The organism is Bacillus sp. MD-5, from assembly GCF_002201875.1.
Lineage (GTDB): Bacteria > Bacillota > Bacilli > Bacillales > Bacillaceae > Bacillus > Bacillus stercoris.
Genome location: NZ_CP021911.1, coordinates 3681235 through 3695764, shown reverse-complemented (window position 1 = coordinate 3695764; position 14530 = coordinate 3681235). Strand labels below are relative to the sequence as shown.

General features: G+C 43.1%; 15 protein-coding genes. 12 read left to right on the top strand and 3 right to left on the bottom strand.

Translation table 11 applies throughout. The features are described from left to right. Positions 1–228 precede the first annotated feature (228 nt). On the bottom strand, positions 229–387 hold the full coding sequence (slrA, locus tag CDO84_RS18690) for a transcriptional regulator SlrA (RefSeq protein WP_014665849.1): 159 nt from the start codon (positions 385–387) through the stop codon (positions 229–231). Positions 388–741: 354 nt separating this feature from the next. Between slrA and slrC the strand changes: the two genes are divergently transcribed. From slrC to galT, 4 genes are all read left to right on the top strand, one after another. After that, positions 742–1413 carry a transcriptional regulator SlrC gene (gene slrC / locus CDO84_RS18685; RefSeq protein ID WP_014665848.1) on the top strand — a complete coding sequence of 224 codons (672 nt, stop codon included), beginning with the start codon at positions 742–744 and terminating at the stop codon, positions 1411–1413. 17 nt (positions 1414–1430) lie between these two features. Next, complete coding sequence (locus CDO84_RS18680; RefSeq protein WP_014665847.1) at positions 1431–1814, top strand: GtrA family protein; 384 nt, start codon at positions 1431–1433, stop codon at positions 1812–1814. 82 nt (positions 1815–1896) lie between these two features. Then, positions 1897–3069, top strand: a complete 1173-nt coding sequence (locus CDO84_RS18675; protein ID WP_040081450.1) for a galactokinase — start codon at positions 1897–1899, stop codon at positions 3067–3069. A gap of 3 nt (positions 3070–3072) precedes the next feature. Then, on the top strand, positions 3073–4614 hold the full coding sequence (galT, locus tag CDO84_RS18670; RefSeq protein WP_040081451.1) for a UDP-glucose--hexose-1-phosphate uridylyltransferase: 1542 nt from the start codon (positions 3073–3075) through the stop codon (positions 4612–4614). Positions 4615–4684: 70 nt separating this feature from the next. Here galT and CDO84_RS18665 read toward each other — a convergent pair whose 3' ends face one another. After that, positions 4685–4930 (bottom strand): GlsB/YeaQ/YmgE family stress response membrane protein, encoded by a 246-nt coding sequence (locus tag CDO84_RS18665; protein ID WP_040082491.1) that lies wholly within the window; start codon positions 4928–4930, stop codon positions 4685–4687. A gap of 514 nt (positions 4931–5444) precedes the next feature. Here CDO84_RS18665 and qoxA point away from each other — a divergent pair. Genes qoxA through qoxD form a run of 4 tightly spaced genes read left to right on the top strand, consistent with a single transcriptional unit; the run spans position 5445 to position 9391 of the window. After that, the gene (qoxA, locus tag CDO84_RS18660; protein WP_010886637.1) at positions 5445–6410 is read left to right on the top strand and encodes a cytochrome aa3 quinol oxidase subunit II; all 966 of its coding nucleotides are present in this window, start codon (positions 5445–5447) and stop codon (positions 6408–6410) included. 27 nt (positions 6411–6437) lie between these two features. Further along, positions 6438–8387 (top strand): cytochrome aa3 quinol oxidase subunit I, encoded by a 1950-nt coding sequence (gene qoxB / locus CDO84_RS18655; RefSeq protein ID WP_014665843.1) that lies wholly within the window; start codon positions 6438–6440, stop codon positions 8385–8387. A gap of 13 nt (positions 8388–8400) precedes the next feature. Then, positions 8401–9015: a cytochrome aa3 quinol oxidase subunit III gene (qoxC, locus tag CDO84_RS18650; RefSeq protein WP_003227409.1), complete on the top strand. Its 615-nt coding sequence runs from the start codon at positions 8401–8403 to the stop codon at positions 9013–9015. A gap of 1 nt (position 9016) precedes the next feature. Next, a complete protein-coding gene (qoxD, locus tag CDO84_RS18645; protein ID WP_014665842.1) occupies positions 9017–9391 on the top strand; it encodes a cytochrome aa3 quinol oxidase subunit IV in 375 nt (124 codons plus the stop codon). Positions 9392–9432: 41 nt separating this feature from the next. Here qoxD and ywcE read toward each other — a convergent pair whose 3' ends face one another. Beyond that, the gene (ywcE, locus tag CDO84_RS18640; RefSeq protein ID WP_003227411.1) at positions 9433–9696 is read right to left on the bottom strand and encodes a spore morphogenesis/germination protein YwcE; all 264 of its coding nucleotides are present in this window, start codon (positions 9694–9696) and stop codon (positions 9433–9435) included. 227 nt (positions 9697–9923) lie between these two features. Here ywcE and CDO84_RS18635 point away from each other — a divergent pair, with 227 nt between their 5' ends. The 4 genes from CDO84_RS18635 (at position 9924) to CDO84_RS18620 (ending at position 14494) form a co-directional block, all read left to right on the top strand. Then, positions 9924–11069, top strand: coding sequence for a GNAT family N-acetyltransferase (locus tag CDO84_RS18635; protein ID WP_040081455.1), 1146 nt, complete (start codon positions 9924–9926; stop codon positions 11067–11069). Positions 11070–11277: 208 nt separating this feature from the next. Next, positions 11278–12462, top strand: a complete 1185-nt coding sequence (locus CDO84_RS18630) for an FtsW/RodA/SpoVE family cell cycle protein (protein ID WP_040081457.1) — start codon at positions 11278–11280, stop codon at positions 12460–12462. Positions 12463–12568: 106 nt separating this feature from the next. Beyond that, the gene (gene nfsA, locus CDO84_RS18625) at positions 12569–13318 is read left to right on the top strand and encodes an oxygen-insensitive NADPH nitroreductase (protein ID WP_014665840.1); all 750 of its coding nucleotides are present in this window, start codon (positions 12569–12571) and stop codon (positions 13316–13318) included. Between the two features lie 174 nt (positions 13319–13492). Then, entirely contained in the window at positions 13493–14494 is a 1002-nt protein-coding gene (locus CDO84_RS18620) for an LLM class flavin-dependent oxidoreductase (RefSeq protein ID WP_040081459.1), read from the top strand. The last annotated feature ends 36 nt before the right edge of the window (positions 14495–14530 follow it).

The window sequence follows — 14530 nt, the reverse complement described above, 5'->3', positions numbered from 1 at the left end:
CTCAGCAAAGCTGCTGTTTATCAGAGCACGGTTATCATATTCGCATCACCTCTTTATGACAATGCATGTGCCAAGAGGTGATCGCATCACCGGCTGTCTGTCGTAGTTAGCTGACACACCGTTTGTCCTCAAGCTAAGCGCAGCAATGTGCTTTCGAAATAGAGGATATGGTGAAAACTCAGATCAGGTGATAGAAAAGCCAGAGGTAAATAGATCCGCCTGTTCGGATTAGTCTTGGCGGACGGTTTTTTTGTGGTTTTTCTTTCTCGATGCTGCTTCAGATTCTAAAAACTGCCTCACATCATGAATGCCTAATCCAATGGATCTAGCTTCTTGAATCAACATATGCCAACCTTTGTCCAAATCTTTTTTAACATGAGTTTTCATAGTAACCTCCAATTGTATAAAATGTTTTCCTGCAACATGCGGGCAATAAAAGACAAGCCGGCGCGATGATGAGGCGAGTACAACAAATTTCACACATAGTTGCTCGGTGTTCACAAACTGAAGGAAAAACCACCTACCTATTCCCTAAAAAAATGACTAATATAACCAATGGATCTTAATTATAATAATAAACAATTAAATACTGACTGGATAGTATGTAAATGAAAATAAATCAATTAGCCTATTAAAAATGACCCCTGGGAAACCGAATAGCATAACCGTTCAAAGAAATAAATACCGCTAAAGATTGATCCGGTGTAAGATAAGGGTAATCATTACCGCCAGGAGAAAAATATGAAAAAAAACAAATTTCAAATCAAAAGAGAAGCAACATTTGAAAGTTTTATAGAAGCTGGCGTGAATTTGTTGATTGATCGAGCGTATGATCCGGTTTCTGTAGAAGATATCAGCAGAGCCGCCGGATACAGCAAAGGAGCGTTTTATGTTCATTTTGTCAGCAAGGACGATTTTCTGCTGTATCTTCTTGAAAAACGCCAGATGAAAAAAAAGATCATTATAGGGTACCTTGATCAAATGGAGCGGGAATCAGTGAAATCGCTGACATTGGACGAGGCTGCAAAACACGCTGCAGAACTGCTTTATTCCTATTACATAAATAAACCGTCGTGGGACATTACCTCGTTTGCCATGAACATGCCGACATATAAAGTCTTACAGAAATGCAAGGCCTATGTCCGGCTGTACGAATTGTGGGTGGAAGAAAATGTGTTGTTTATTAATTGGCTGAAGGAGAGAAAGCTGATTGACGCCTGTATTGATCCGGAATATACGGCTAAAATAATATGTGCAGTCCTCGACGGAATCATCAAACAATCATATGTATTGGGCCAGCCCGCCACCTTCCGCAGCTTTTTAGACGCACTTTCGGCATTTTTCACCTTAGACAGAGAGCACGAGAGGCCAAGAATTTTGAAAAGTTTTTCAGAAAGCGAGGAACATCAGTGAAGTATAGAGAAATGATTATGTATGTCATTATGGGGGTTTTCACGACTATTGTGAACATCGCCAGCTTTTATATATTGGTAGAGATGATGAATATGGATTACAAAGCCGCCACTGTCGCTGCTTGGATTTTGTCCGTGCTGTTTGCTTACATAACAAATAAATTATATGTGTTTCAGCAAAAAACACATGATCTGCAGAGCCTGCTGAAAGAGATCACTGCTTTTTTCAGCGTTCGGGTCCTGTCTCTCGGCATAGATTTAGGCATGATGATCATTCTTGTCGGCCAGTTCAATACAAATGAAACCTTGGCCAAAATACTCGACAACGCAGTCATTGTTGTCGTCAACTATGTTGCGAGCAAATGGCTCGTCTTCAAAAAAACAAAAGAAGAAGGGGTATGACAGAGGACAGCAGCATATGATCTACCGTTTTCTCTGAAGAAATAAAGGGAATAAAAAATAAAAACCAGAAAGGTGATTGCACATGCGGGAAGAGCTAAAGGGGATATTTGCAAGTGTATTCGGAGAAAAAGAGGGGTTACGGTTTTTTTTCGCACCTGGAAGAGTGAATTTGATTGGAGAACATACAGACTATAACGGCGGGCATGTATTTCCGTGCGCGCTGACAATTGGTACATATGCTGCTGTTGCAGAAAGAAACGACGGGCTTGTCCGGATGTATTCAGATAACTTTAAAAACGCAGGCATCAAGGAGTGCAGCCTTGGCGACATTCACTATCAAAAAGAAGACGACTGGGCGAACTACCCGAAAGGCGTTATTTATGAATTCCAGCAGAGGGGCTATTCTGTTCCCCATGGCTTTGACATTGTATTTTCAGGAAATATTCCAAACGGGGCGGGGCTGTCGTCGTCCGCTTCTATTGAACTGCTGATGGGAGTCGTCCTCCAAAGCTATTTTCATCCTGAAGTAGATGCGCTTGAGCTTGTGAAAATGGCGCAGCATGCGGAAAACCACTTTATCGGCGTCAATTGCGGGATTATGGACCAATTCGCAATTGGAATGGGGAAAAAACATCATGCGATGCTGCTGAACTGCGACACGCTTGACTATGAATATAGCAAGCTCGATGTCTCTGGCCTCGCGCTGGTCATCGCGAATACGAACAAAAAAAGGACATTGGCAGACTCAAGCTATAATACGAGACGCCAAGAATGCAACGATGCATTGCTTGATCTGCAAAAAGGCCTCGATATTGCCTCGCTGGGCGACGTCACGCCTTCTGATTTCGATGCGCATTCCAGCCTGATCCAAAATGAAACGAACAGACGACGGGCAAAGCACGCTGTATACGAAAATCACCGTGCCATCAAGACAGCCCATATGTTCAAAGAAAACAATATAGATGAGATCGGGCGTTTAATGAAGGAATCCCATCTTTCATTGAAGGATGACTATGAAGTAACATGCCTTGAACTTGATGAGCTTGTGTTTGCGGCGTGGGATCACGAAGGTGTAATTGGATCAAGAATGACGGGCGCGGGCTTCGGCGGCTGCACCATCAGCATTGTAAAAGATGCGTTTATTGATGATTTTATTCAAAAAGTTGGAGAAAGATATCAAGAAAAAACAGGGCTCCAAGCGGATTTTTATGTCGCTGATATCGGAGAAGGTGCAAGAGAACTAAAGGGGGAGTGACACATGAGTATTGTTGAACATCTAGAACAGCTGCTTGAGTATGGCCTAGAACGAAAACTGATTTCAATCTGGGATCGGGAATATACGAGAAACCGTCTTTATGAAGCGCTGGGCATCACACATCCCGAGCCGGTCTCCAGCACCTCTATTAAGCAGTCACAAAGCCTTCCGGACTTACTCGCTCCCATTTATAAATGGGCTGCGGAAACCGGCCGAATGGAAGCGGATACAGATACGTACCGTGACCTGCTTAGCGCAAAGCTGATGGGCTGTTTTGTACCTGCTCCATCCGAGGTCATTCGCAAGTTTGAAGAAACAAAAGCATTATACGGTCCAAAACAGGCGACAAAGGAATTCTATCAATATTCAGAGGATGTCTATTATATACGGACAGACAGAATCGCCAAAAATGTTCATTGGACAGTGCCGACCGAATATGGCGAGCTGGAAATGACCATTAACCTATCCAAGCCTGAAAAGGACCCGAAAGCGATTGCGGCTGCAAAAGAGCAGGCGCAGACAAATTATCCGATGTGTTTGTTGTGTAAAGAAAATGTCGGGTTTGAGGGAAACGTGAACCATCCAGCCCGGCAAAATCACAGAATCATTCCAGTCATCCTTGAAGACGAACAATGGTTTTTGCAATTCTCGCCATACGTCTATTATCCAGAGCATTGCATCGTCTTAAAAGGTGAACATGAACCGATGGAGATCAGCAAAAAAACATTTGAAAGGCTGATGTCGTTTCTTGGGCAGTATCCGCATTATTTTATCGGTTCAAACGCGGATCTCCCGATTGTCGGAGGCAGCATCCTAAGCCATGATCATTTCCAAGGCGGCGCACATGACTTTCCAATGGCACGTGCAGAAGCGGAAGACGTTTATGACTTAAATGATTATCCCGGCGTGTCGCTGGGCTTAGTGAAGTGGCCGATGTCTGTGCTCAGGCTCCGAGGAGACAAACCGGATCGTGTCGCTGAAGCTGCTGATCATATCTTCCGCACGTGGCAAACGTATTCCGATGAAAAAGCCGGCATTGCCGCCTATACAGGCGATACGCCCCATAATACGGTCACACCGATTGCGCGGCGCAGGGGAGACCTGTACGAACTCGATATCGTCCTGAGGAACAACCGGACGAATGAGGAGCATCCATTAGGAATATTCCATCCTCATCAGGAAGTCCACCATATTAAAAAAGAAAATATCGGCCTGATTGAGGTCATGGGATTGGCGATATTGCCTGGCCGCTTACAGGAGGAAATGAAAGAAACGGCAGCGGCGCTATGCTCTGCTGATCCGAAAACAGCCTTAGAACAAAATCCGCTCACGGCAAAACATAGTGAATGGGCTCTTCGAGTGATGGAAAAAAGAACCATAACGAAAGAGAATGCAGATCTAGTCATAAAGGAAGAGCTGGGACATGTATTCATTCGCATTCTTGAACACGCCGGTGTATTTAAGCAGACAACAGAGGGAAAACAGGCCTTCAGAACGTTCATCGATCAGTTGGGCGCCAAACCAGTCAAAAGCCTCAACCGCTAGGGTTGAGGCTTTTTCGATTTTTATGGCAAAACAAACACCCAAAGCGCTGACGCTTCGGGTGCTGTTGCATTTATCCTCTTTTTCTGGTTAACAGGCTTACTAGAAAGACAACAATGGCTGCGCCGATTATCGCTGGAATAATGGCGAATCCGGCTAGGTGCGGCCCCCATGTTCCAAGCAGCCCATGTCCGATCCAGGCGCCAATAAGACCTGCGATCATAGACCCAATAATTCCTCCGGGCATATCTCCTTTTACAAAAAGGCTTCCAAGCCATCCGATAATAATAGCTACGATAAGTGAAATAAGAAAACTCATCATGCAACACATCCTATTTTTTATTATTTGCTTATATCATTCCTCATTTTTGTATAAGATAAACAACTGGATGCTCTCTTTGAAAAATGCGGACAATTCAGAGCATATTGGCTCTTCATTGAGCCTTTTCTTTCAATATTTGATGCGTTAAAATGGTAACCATGTGAAAAGATGCTAGACAAGGAAAAAATAATTCCTATCTAGAAAGTTTAACAAAATGAAACTTTTGATTGACCTAAGTTTTTTATTGTGGTAAACCTTAATTTGTCAGAATTAGTTCTTCATCATCTTTCTTTACTTTATATGCGGAAATAACTAGAAACTTTTCATCTTAAGCGATAGATGTGAATAAAGTTGGAGCAATTTTTGTCGATTTTATGACATTTAAGCGAAAATGGGATGAAGTTTATAAAAAAATAAAGCTAATAAGTGAACTTTTTGATAGCATAACAAAGTAGAGAAAAGATTTTGAGGAAGTATGCACTTCAGATTTATTACATCAATAGGAAGGATGGTGATCTTCTTGTTCAGAGCATTAAAACCGTTGCTTGTATTAGCGCTGTTAACTGTGGTTTTCGTCCTTGGGGGATGCAGCAATGCTTCAGTACTAGATCCGAAAGGGCCTGTAGCTGAACAGCAAAGTGATTTAATCCTGTTATCTATCGGATTTATGCTGTTTATCGTCGGGGTCGTCTTTGTTCTATTTACCATTATTTTAGTAAAATACCGCGACCGTAAAGGCAAAGATAATGGATCTTATAACCCAGAAATTCACGGTAACACGTTTTTAGAAGTAGTCTGGACAGTGATCCCAATTTTAATCGTCATTGCACTTTCTGTGCCAACAGTACAGACGATATATTCGTTAGAAAAAGCTCCTGAAGCAACAAAAGACAAAGAGCCTCTTGTTGTTTATGCTACTTCGGTAGACTGGAAATGGGTATTCAGCTACCCTGAACAGGATATTGAAACGGTCAACTACTTAAACATTCCTGTCGACCGCCCGATCTTGTTCAAAATCTCATCTGCAGATTCAATGGCTTCGCTATGGATTCCTCAGCTTGGAGGACAAAAATATGCGATGGCCGGAATGCTGATGGATCAATACTTACAGGCTGATAAAGTGGGTACTTACGAAGGCCGCAATGCGAACTTCACAGGTGAACATTTTGCAGACCAAGAGTTTGATGTGAATGCAGTCACAGAAAAAGACTTTAACAGCTGGGTGAAAAAGACTCAGAACGAGGCTCCTAAGCTGACAAAAGAGAAGTATGATGAATTGATGCTTCCTGAAAATGTGGACGAATTAACGTTCTCTTCTACTCACCTGAAATACGTTGATCACGGACAAGACGCTGAGTACGCGATGGAGGCGCGCAAACGCCTTGGCTATCAAGCCGTTTCTCCGCACTCTAAAACAGATCCGTTTGAAAACGTAAAGAAAAACGAATTTAAGAAGTCTGATGATACAGAAGAATGATATTGATCAGGAAAGGAGGAAGCCCGCATGAAAATGAAATGGGACGAATTTTTCGTAACTGGTGACCCATTAATTCTGGGCGCACAAGTTTCCATTGCGCTTTCAACCATTGCCATCATTGTTGTACTGACTTACTTCAAAAAGTGGAAATGGCTTTGGTCTGAATGGATAACTACTGTTGACCATAAAAAACTCGGAATCATGTATATTATATCTGCTGTAATTATGTTATTCCGCGGCGGTGTCGACGGTCTGATGATGCGTGCCCAGCTAGCGCTTCCGAATAACAGTTTTTTAGACTCAAACCACTATAATGAAATTTTTACAACACACGGTACAATCATGATCATCTTCATGGCGATGCCGTTCTTAATCGGTCTTATCAACGTTGTTGTACCTCTTCAAATCGGTGCTCGCGACGTTGCGTTCCCTTACTTGAACAACCTGAGCTTCTGGACGTTCTTTGTAGGTGCGATGCTTTTCAATATTTCTTTCGTAATCGGAGGTTCTCCGAACGCAGGCTGGACGAGTTATATGCCGCTTGCAAGTAACGACATGAGCCCTGGGCCGGGTGAGAACTACTACCTCCTCGGACTTCAGATTGCCGGTATCGGTACCCTGATGACAGGGATCAACTTTATGGTAACAATCTTAAAAATGAGAACAAAAGGCATGACATTAATGCGTATGCCAATGTTCACATGGACAACACTGATCACAATGGTTATTATCGTGTTTGCGTTCCCTGTACTTACAGTAGCATTAGCACTTTTATCATTTGATCGTTTGTTCGGCGCTCACTTTTTCACATTGGAAGCAGGCGGTATGCCGATGCTTTGGGCTAACTTGTTCTGGATTTGGGGACATCCTGAAGTATATATCGTTATTCTTCCGGCATTTGGTATTTTCTCAGAAATCATCTCAAGCTTTGCAAGAAAACAATTGTTTGGTTACAAAGCGATGGTTGGTTCTATTATCGCCATCTCTGTATTGAGTTTCTTAGTTTGGACTCACCACTTCTTCACAATGGGGAACAGTGCGTCCGTTAACTCATTCTTCTCAATTACGACAATGGCAATCTCAATCCCAACCGGGGTTAAAATCTTTAACTGGCTCTTTACGATGTATAAAGGCCGAATCAGCTTTACAACACCTATGCTGTGGGCGCTTGCGTTCATTCCTAACTTCGTTATCGGCGGGGTTACAGGGGTTATGCTTGCGATGGCAGCAGCGGATTATCAATACCATAATACGTACTTCCTTGTATCTCACTTCCACTATGTGCTGATCGCGGGTACTGTATTTGCTTGTTTCGCCGGATTTATTTTCTGGTATCCAAAAATGTTCGGCCACAAGCTGAACGAAAGAATCGGAAAATGGTTCTTCTGGATCTTTATGATCGGTTTCAATGTATGTTTCTTCCCTCAATATTTCTTGGGGCTTCAAGGCATGCCTCGCCGTATTTACACATACGGGCCAAACGACGGCTGGACAACATTGAACTTTATCTCAACTGTCGGAGCTTTCATGATGGGTGTAGGATTCTTAATCCTTTGCTATAACATCTACTACAGCTTCCGTTACTCTACTCGTGAAATCAGCGGAGATTCATGGGGTGTGGGACGTACGCTTGATTGGGCGACTTCTTCTGCGATTCCGCCGCATTACAACTTTGCGGTGCTTCCTGAAGTCAAATCTCAAGATGCATTCCTGCATATGAAAGAAGAAAAAACTGAATTATACCCTGAAAGCAAATTCAAGAAAATCCATATGCCAAGCAACTCAGGCAGACCGTTCTTTATGTCTGTTGCCTTCGGTCTTGCAGGCTTTGGACTTGTCTTTGAATGGTACTGGATGGGCGTAGTCGGATTGATCGGAGTCCTGCTCTGCATGGTTCTGCGTTCATTCGAATACGACAACGGCTACTACATTAGTGTTGATGAAATAAAAGAGACGGAAAGAAAGATTTCCGAATAAGGAGGCGTGAGTTATGGAACATGCAGAACACGGCAATTCTAACGCGCCTATGGAATATCAATCTGAAACCGGCAGACTTAATATTCTCGGGTTTTGGATCTTTTTAGGGGCAGAAATTGTGTTGTTCTCAACACTATTTGCAACCTTCTTCGTTCTTAAAAACAGAACAGCTGGAGGTGTCTTGCCAGACGAACTTTTTGAAGTCAATCTGGTAATGATTATGACGTTCTTGCTGCTTATCAGCAGCTTTACCTGCGGGATCGCTGTTCATGAAATGCGCCGCGGAAGTTTAAAAGGCGTCGTCATTTGGACAATTATCACTCTTCTTCTCGGTGCCGGCTTTGTCGGATGCGAGATTAACGAGTTTGTTCACTATGTACATGAAGGAGCGGCTCTCAGTACAAGTGCGTTCTGGTCTGGATTCTTTGTTTTACTTGGAACTCACGGAACTCACGTAACAATCGGTATTTTCTGGATTACAGGAATTCTGATTCAGTTGAAGAAACGCGGCTTAACTCCGCAAACTTCATCTAAAATCTTTATCTCAAGCTTGTACTGGCACTTCTTAGATGTTGTATGGATTTTCATCTTTACAGGTGTCTATCTCATGGGATTGGGGGGTCTGTAAAATGGCAAACAAATCTGCTGAACACAGTCACTTTCCATGGAAGCACATTGTAGGTTTTGCACTGTCTATCGTTTTGACCCTGCTGGCTCTATGGGTTGCAGTGTATACTGACCTGAGCTCATCAGCAAAACTTTGGATTATCTTCGGTTTCGCCTTCATTCAGGCGGCGCTGCAGCTTCTCATGTTCATGCACATGACAGAGAGCGAAAACGGCACGATCCAAGTCGGAAACACGCTGTTCGGATTCTTTGGCGCGATCGTTATCGTACTTGGCTCCATCTGGATTTTCGCGGCTCACTATCACCATGGTGACCACATGGACGGAAATCCTCCTGGAGGCGCTAAACACTCAGAGCACTCAGGCCACAACGAATAATACAAAAACCCTCTTCGTGAGAAGAGGGTTTTTTGCTGTCTTCAGCTGCTTCGCTTTCTGCGAAGATACGGAAGACCGTAAATGATAAATGCAGCGATATGAGCGACTATGACGTTGACGGCAAACAAGATAATCATGAGAGTATGTCCTAGTGGAGAAAGGCTTTCTGTTGCGTAAAAGAAGAAGAATACCCACATTAAGATGATTGGCGGAATAGCTGAGAGTGCGACTTTTTTGTTATCAAGCCAAATAAAGAGAGGCGTTGCGCTGGCAACCAATAAGTAAGCGAAAAACATGTCCATCATACCCGTCTCCTTTCATTTTGTGACAGCGTTTACAAAAATGAAATAGAGGAACTGAGTTGTGTCTGTTTTGTGGTTGTTTTGTGAACATTCTGTTACAATTATTATACCATGTTTTCCAGAAATTGATACACGTTTTCGTGAAAATGAGTTAGACCTATTGTCTTATTTTTAAGCTTTATAAGATAGGAGATTGTACGGAGCTTTCTTTTAGAACAGGGGGAATGTAGATGTATCAGGTAATAAAGCTTGAAAAAGAAGACTGGCGGGAAGTAATCAGTATGTCTGAATATGCTTTTCAGAAAGAACTTAGTGTTGAGGAACGAGAAGAGAAAGTAAAAGCTTTAGAGAACCATTACATCATCGGAATCAAAGAACAAGAGAAACTCCTTTCTAAGCTTCACATCATTCCCTTTTCTGTCATGCTGGAAGAGCAGGAGATGAAGATGGGAGGTATTGCCGGGGTAGCAACCTGGCCTGAATACAGAAGAAAAGGAACAGTAAAGGAACTTATTCTAGACGCTCTAACGGTTATGAAGAAAAGAAACCAAACCATCAGCTTTTTGCATCCATTCCTGATCTCCTTTTACCGCAAATTTGGCTGGGAACTCTGTTTCTATCAAAAACGCCTGACTTACCTTAAAGAACAGTTTCAAAAACTAGGCGATGCCCCTGGGGACGTGAGGAGGCTTCAAAAGGATGAAACAGATGCAGTGAATGCCATCTATAATCAGTACAGAACGAAGCATAATGGGCTGATGAAGCGTTCAAAGGAGCATTGGACAGAGAAGATCCATGGAATGAAAGCTATGTACATCTCTGAAGATGGGGTGCCCTGTGGATATCTTGTGTATGACATCAAAAATAAAACGATGCGGGTTGAGGAATTTGTTTATTTGAACAGAGAGGCACAGAGAGGCTTGTGGAATTTTATTTGCCAGCATGATTCGATGCTAAATGAAGCGGAACTGACTGTACGGATGGAGGAAGATCTTGATTTTTTAACTGCCGAACCCCGGGTCAAACAAGATATATATCCTTATAGTATGGCGCGCATCGTTGACGTTGAAGGTTTTTTACGGGAATATCCAAAATCTCGGGTAACAGCTCCCTTTGACTTTAAGGTAACGGATCAATGGGCACCGTGGAATCAACAGACTTTCCGCGTCGATTCGCAGCAGGTGCAGATCGTTTCAGAAGAGTCATCTGACCATCTAATAGAATGCAGCATATCTTCTTTAACCGCTTTCTTCCTAGGCGCCAGAAGTGCCCGTTTCCTTTTTGAAGCAGGCATGATAAAAGGACCGGTATCGGAAATCAAACGGCTTGATGACGACTTTCAACTAAAACCTCCATTTCTTATGGATTTCTTTTAACCCCTTATTTAAAAGGGGCTTTTTTATTTGAAAAGTTTTGTGTCAATCGAAACATTTCGGTCTATCATACGTCATATGTCGTGTAGCTGAAAAGCGCCACAAGTGCGGAAAAAACTTAAAAGGAAGCGAGCTTCACGTGTCATCTTGAACGTGGTTCATGTATAATAAACATTAGTGATTTTCCGATGAAAATGTAAGGCGGGATAGAATGAGTCGATATAAGAAACAGCAAAGTCCCTTTTACCAGGGGGATTTGATTTTTATATTTGGTGTGTTTTTTATTATAAGCGTATTGGCGATTTATGCTGCCGGTCAGTTTGGGCAGTATGGAGATAATGCCTGGACGAAACAAATTATTTATTATGCTTTGGGGGCTATTGCCATTTCGGTACTGCTGTATTTCGATTTGGAGCAGCTTGAAAAATTGAGTTTATATGTATTTTTATTCGGGATTTTGCTTCTTTTGATATTGAGAGTCAGTCCTGAGTCTATTGCACCAGTGAAAAACGGTGCAAAAAGCTGGTTTCAGTTTGGTTCTGTAACGTTACAGCCCTCTGAATTTATGAAAATCGGGCTCATGATGATGGTAGCCTCAGTGATTTCAAAAGCAAGCCCTAAAAAAATCCGAACGCTCAGAGATGATGTGCATCTTTTGCTTAAGATTGCAGGTGTATCGGTAGTGCCGATCGGACTTATCCTTCTTCAGGATGCTGGTACAGCCGGGATATGTATGTTTATTGTGATTGTCATGATCTTTATGTCAGGAGTAAACTGGAAGCTGATCGCAATCATTGGTGGTTCTGGTATCTTACTTATTTCTCTTATCTTGTTAGTAATGATTAATTTTCCTGATGCTGCTAAATCAGTTGGGATTCAAGAGTATCAAATAAAGAGGGTAACATCCTGGGTTTCTGATACAAATGGAACAACTCAGGAAGATGCAAATAGCAGCTGGCAGGTTGATCAGGCTGTTATGGCTATCGGCTCAGGCGGCATTGTCGGAAATGGCGTTCACAATTTGAAGGTGTATGTACCAGAAGGACAGACCGACTTTATCTTCGCCATTTTGGGTGAAAGCTTTGGCTTTATAGGCTGTGCAATTGTTGTTATCATGTTCTTCTTCTTAATCTACAGGCTTGTCGTTCTGATAGATAAAATACATCCGTTTAACCGTTTTGCTTCCTTCTTTTGCGTTGGCTATACGGCGTTAATTGTTATCCACACATTCCAGAATATCGGAATGAACATCGGCATTATGCCTGTTACCGGGATTCCGCTGCTGTTTGTCAGCTATGGGGGAAGCTCGACACTTTCCACGTTAATTGGATTTGGGATTGTGTATAACGCGAGTGTGCAGCTGACGAAATACAGAAGTTATCTCTTTAATTCTTAAGATGAAGACAGCCTTTTCAGAGGTTGTCTTTTTTTTGTGCAGAGCATTTCACTTTTGGGAATACTTTTTTTCGGATATGATAAAAAGAGATAAGGAGGTTCTTGTGATGAATAACACAATCGAAACCATTTTGAATCATCGGTCAATCCGGTCTTTTACTGATCAGCTTTTGACAGCTGAAGAAATTGATACATTAGTGAAAAGTGCGCAGGCTGCGTCTACATCCAGTTATGTGCAGGCATATTCGATTATCGGGGTTTCTGATCCTGAGAAAAAACGTGAGCTGTCTGTGCTTGCTGGGAATCAGCCTTACGTTGAGAAGAACGGGCACTTTTTTGTATTTTGTGCGGATTTGTACCGCCATCAACAACTGGCTGAGGAAAAAGGGGAACATATTTCTGAGCTGCTCGAGAATACGGAAATGTTTATGGTTAGCTTGATTGATGCGGCGCTCGCAGCGCAAAATATGAGCATTGCGGCTGAATCTATGGGGCTTGGCATTTGTTATATCGGAGGCATTCGGAATGAGTTGGACAAGGTGACAGAGGTGCTGCAAACGCCTGACCATGTGCTCCCGCTATTCGGGCTGGCAGTAGGTCATCCAGCGAATCTATCCGGCAAAAAACCGAGACTGCCAAAGCAGGCCGTTTATCATGAGAATGCGTATAATGTGAACGCAGACGATTTCCGTCATACTATGAATACGTATGACAAAACCATTTCTGATTACTATAGAGAAAGAACAAACGGACAGCGGGAAGAAACGTGGTCCGATCAAATACTGAACTTTATGAAGCAGAAGCCGCGTACGTATTTAAATGACTACGTGAAAGAAAAGGGCTTTAATAAAAACTAAAGCTAACCTCTCCGTCTAGGAGGGGTTTTTATGTTTCACGTGTAACATATTCCGACAAATAGGGACATGCTTTCACAAATAAACGGTGAATGATGGGAGACACTGATAAGCAGTGTGAGCGGCTTTGAAGAAAAATTAGGGGATCAGTGATACGATGAGGATGAGGTGGTAGGGATGGTTTCATTAAGTATATTAGATCAATCTCCAGTATCAGAGGGCTGCAATGCAGAAATGGCCTTACAGCAAACCGTTGCGCTTGCTCAAGCTGCTGAGGACCTTGGATATAAGAGATTTTGGGTTTCTGAGCATCACTTTTCAAAACGGCTGGCAGGGTCTAGTCCTGAGGTGCTCATCAGTCATATAGCGGCGAAAACAAAGCGAATCCGCGTTGGATCAGGAGGAGTTATGCTGCCGCATTACAGTGCTTATAAAGTAGCTGAAAACTTTCGTGTTCTGGAGGGGCTGACACCGGGAAGAATTGACCTGGGGCTTGGCAGAGCACCGGGGGGAATGCCGATTGCATCATGGGCGCTGAATGACGGCGGTAAGCGCAATTCTGATCAGTATCCGCAGCAAATTAAGGAGCTGACCATGTATTTGCATGATTTGGCGGATGACAAACACCGTTTTCCGAATCTGACGGCTGCGCCGCATATTTCAACTGCTCCGGATGTATGGCTGCTAGGCTCTTCTGGAGAAAGCGCGCTGCTCGCCGCTGATTCTGGTGCCGGCTATATGTTTGCCCATTTTATCAATGGAGAAGGCGGAGAGGATACTGTCAGACAGTATAAGAGACGATTCAAACCGTCTGTGTTAGGAGATACGCCTCGAGCGGCAGTTGCTGTTTTTGTTCTTTGTGCTGACACAGAGGAGAAGGCAGAGGAGCTTGGGGCTGTCCTCGATTTTACGCTTTTGGCGGGAGAGCAGGGGATTCCTTTAGAGGGAGTTCCTTCGTATGAAGCTGTTCGGGGAAACTCGTATTCTCCTTATGAAGAGAGACGAATTGCTGATAATCGAAATCGAATGATTGTTGGTACGAAAGAACAGGTTAAGGAGCAGCTGCTAGCTTTGAGTAAAGCGTATGAAACAGAGGAAATCATGGTGGTGACCATTACACATCATTTTGAAGATAAGCTCCGCTCGTATCGTTTATTGCAGGAGGCGTTAGCTGACTGATCGTTAAAAAGCCCTGCCAATCGGCAGGGCTTCTTC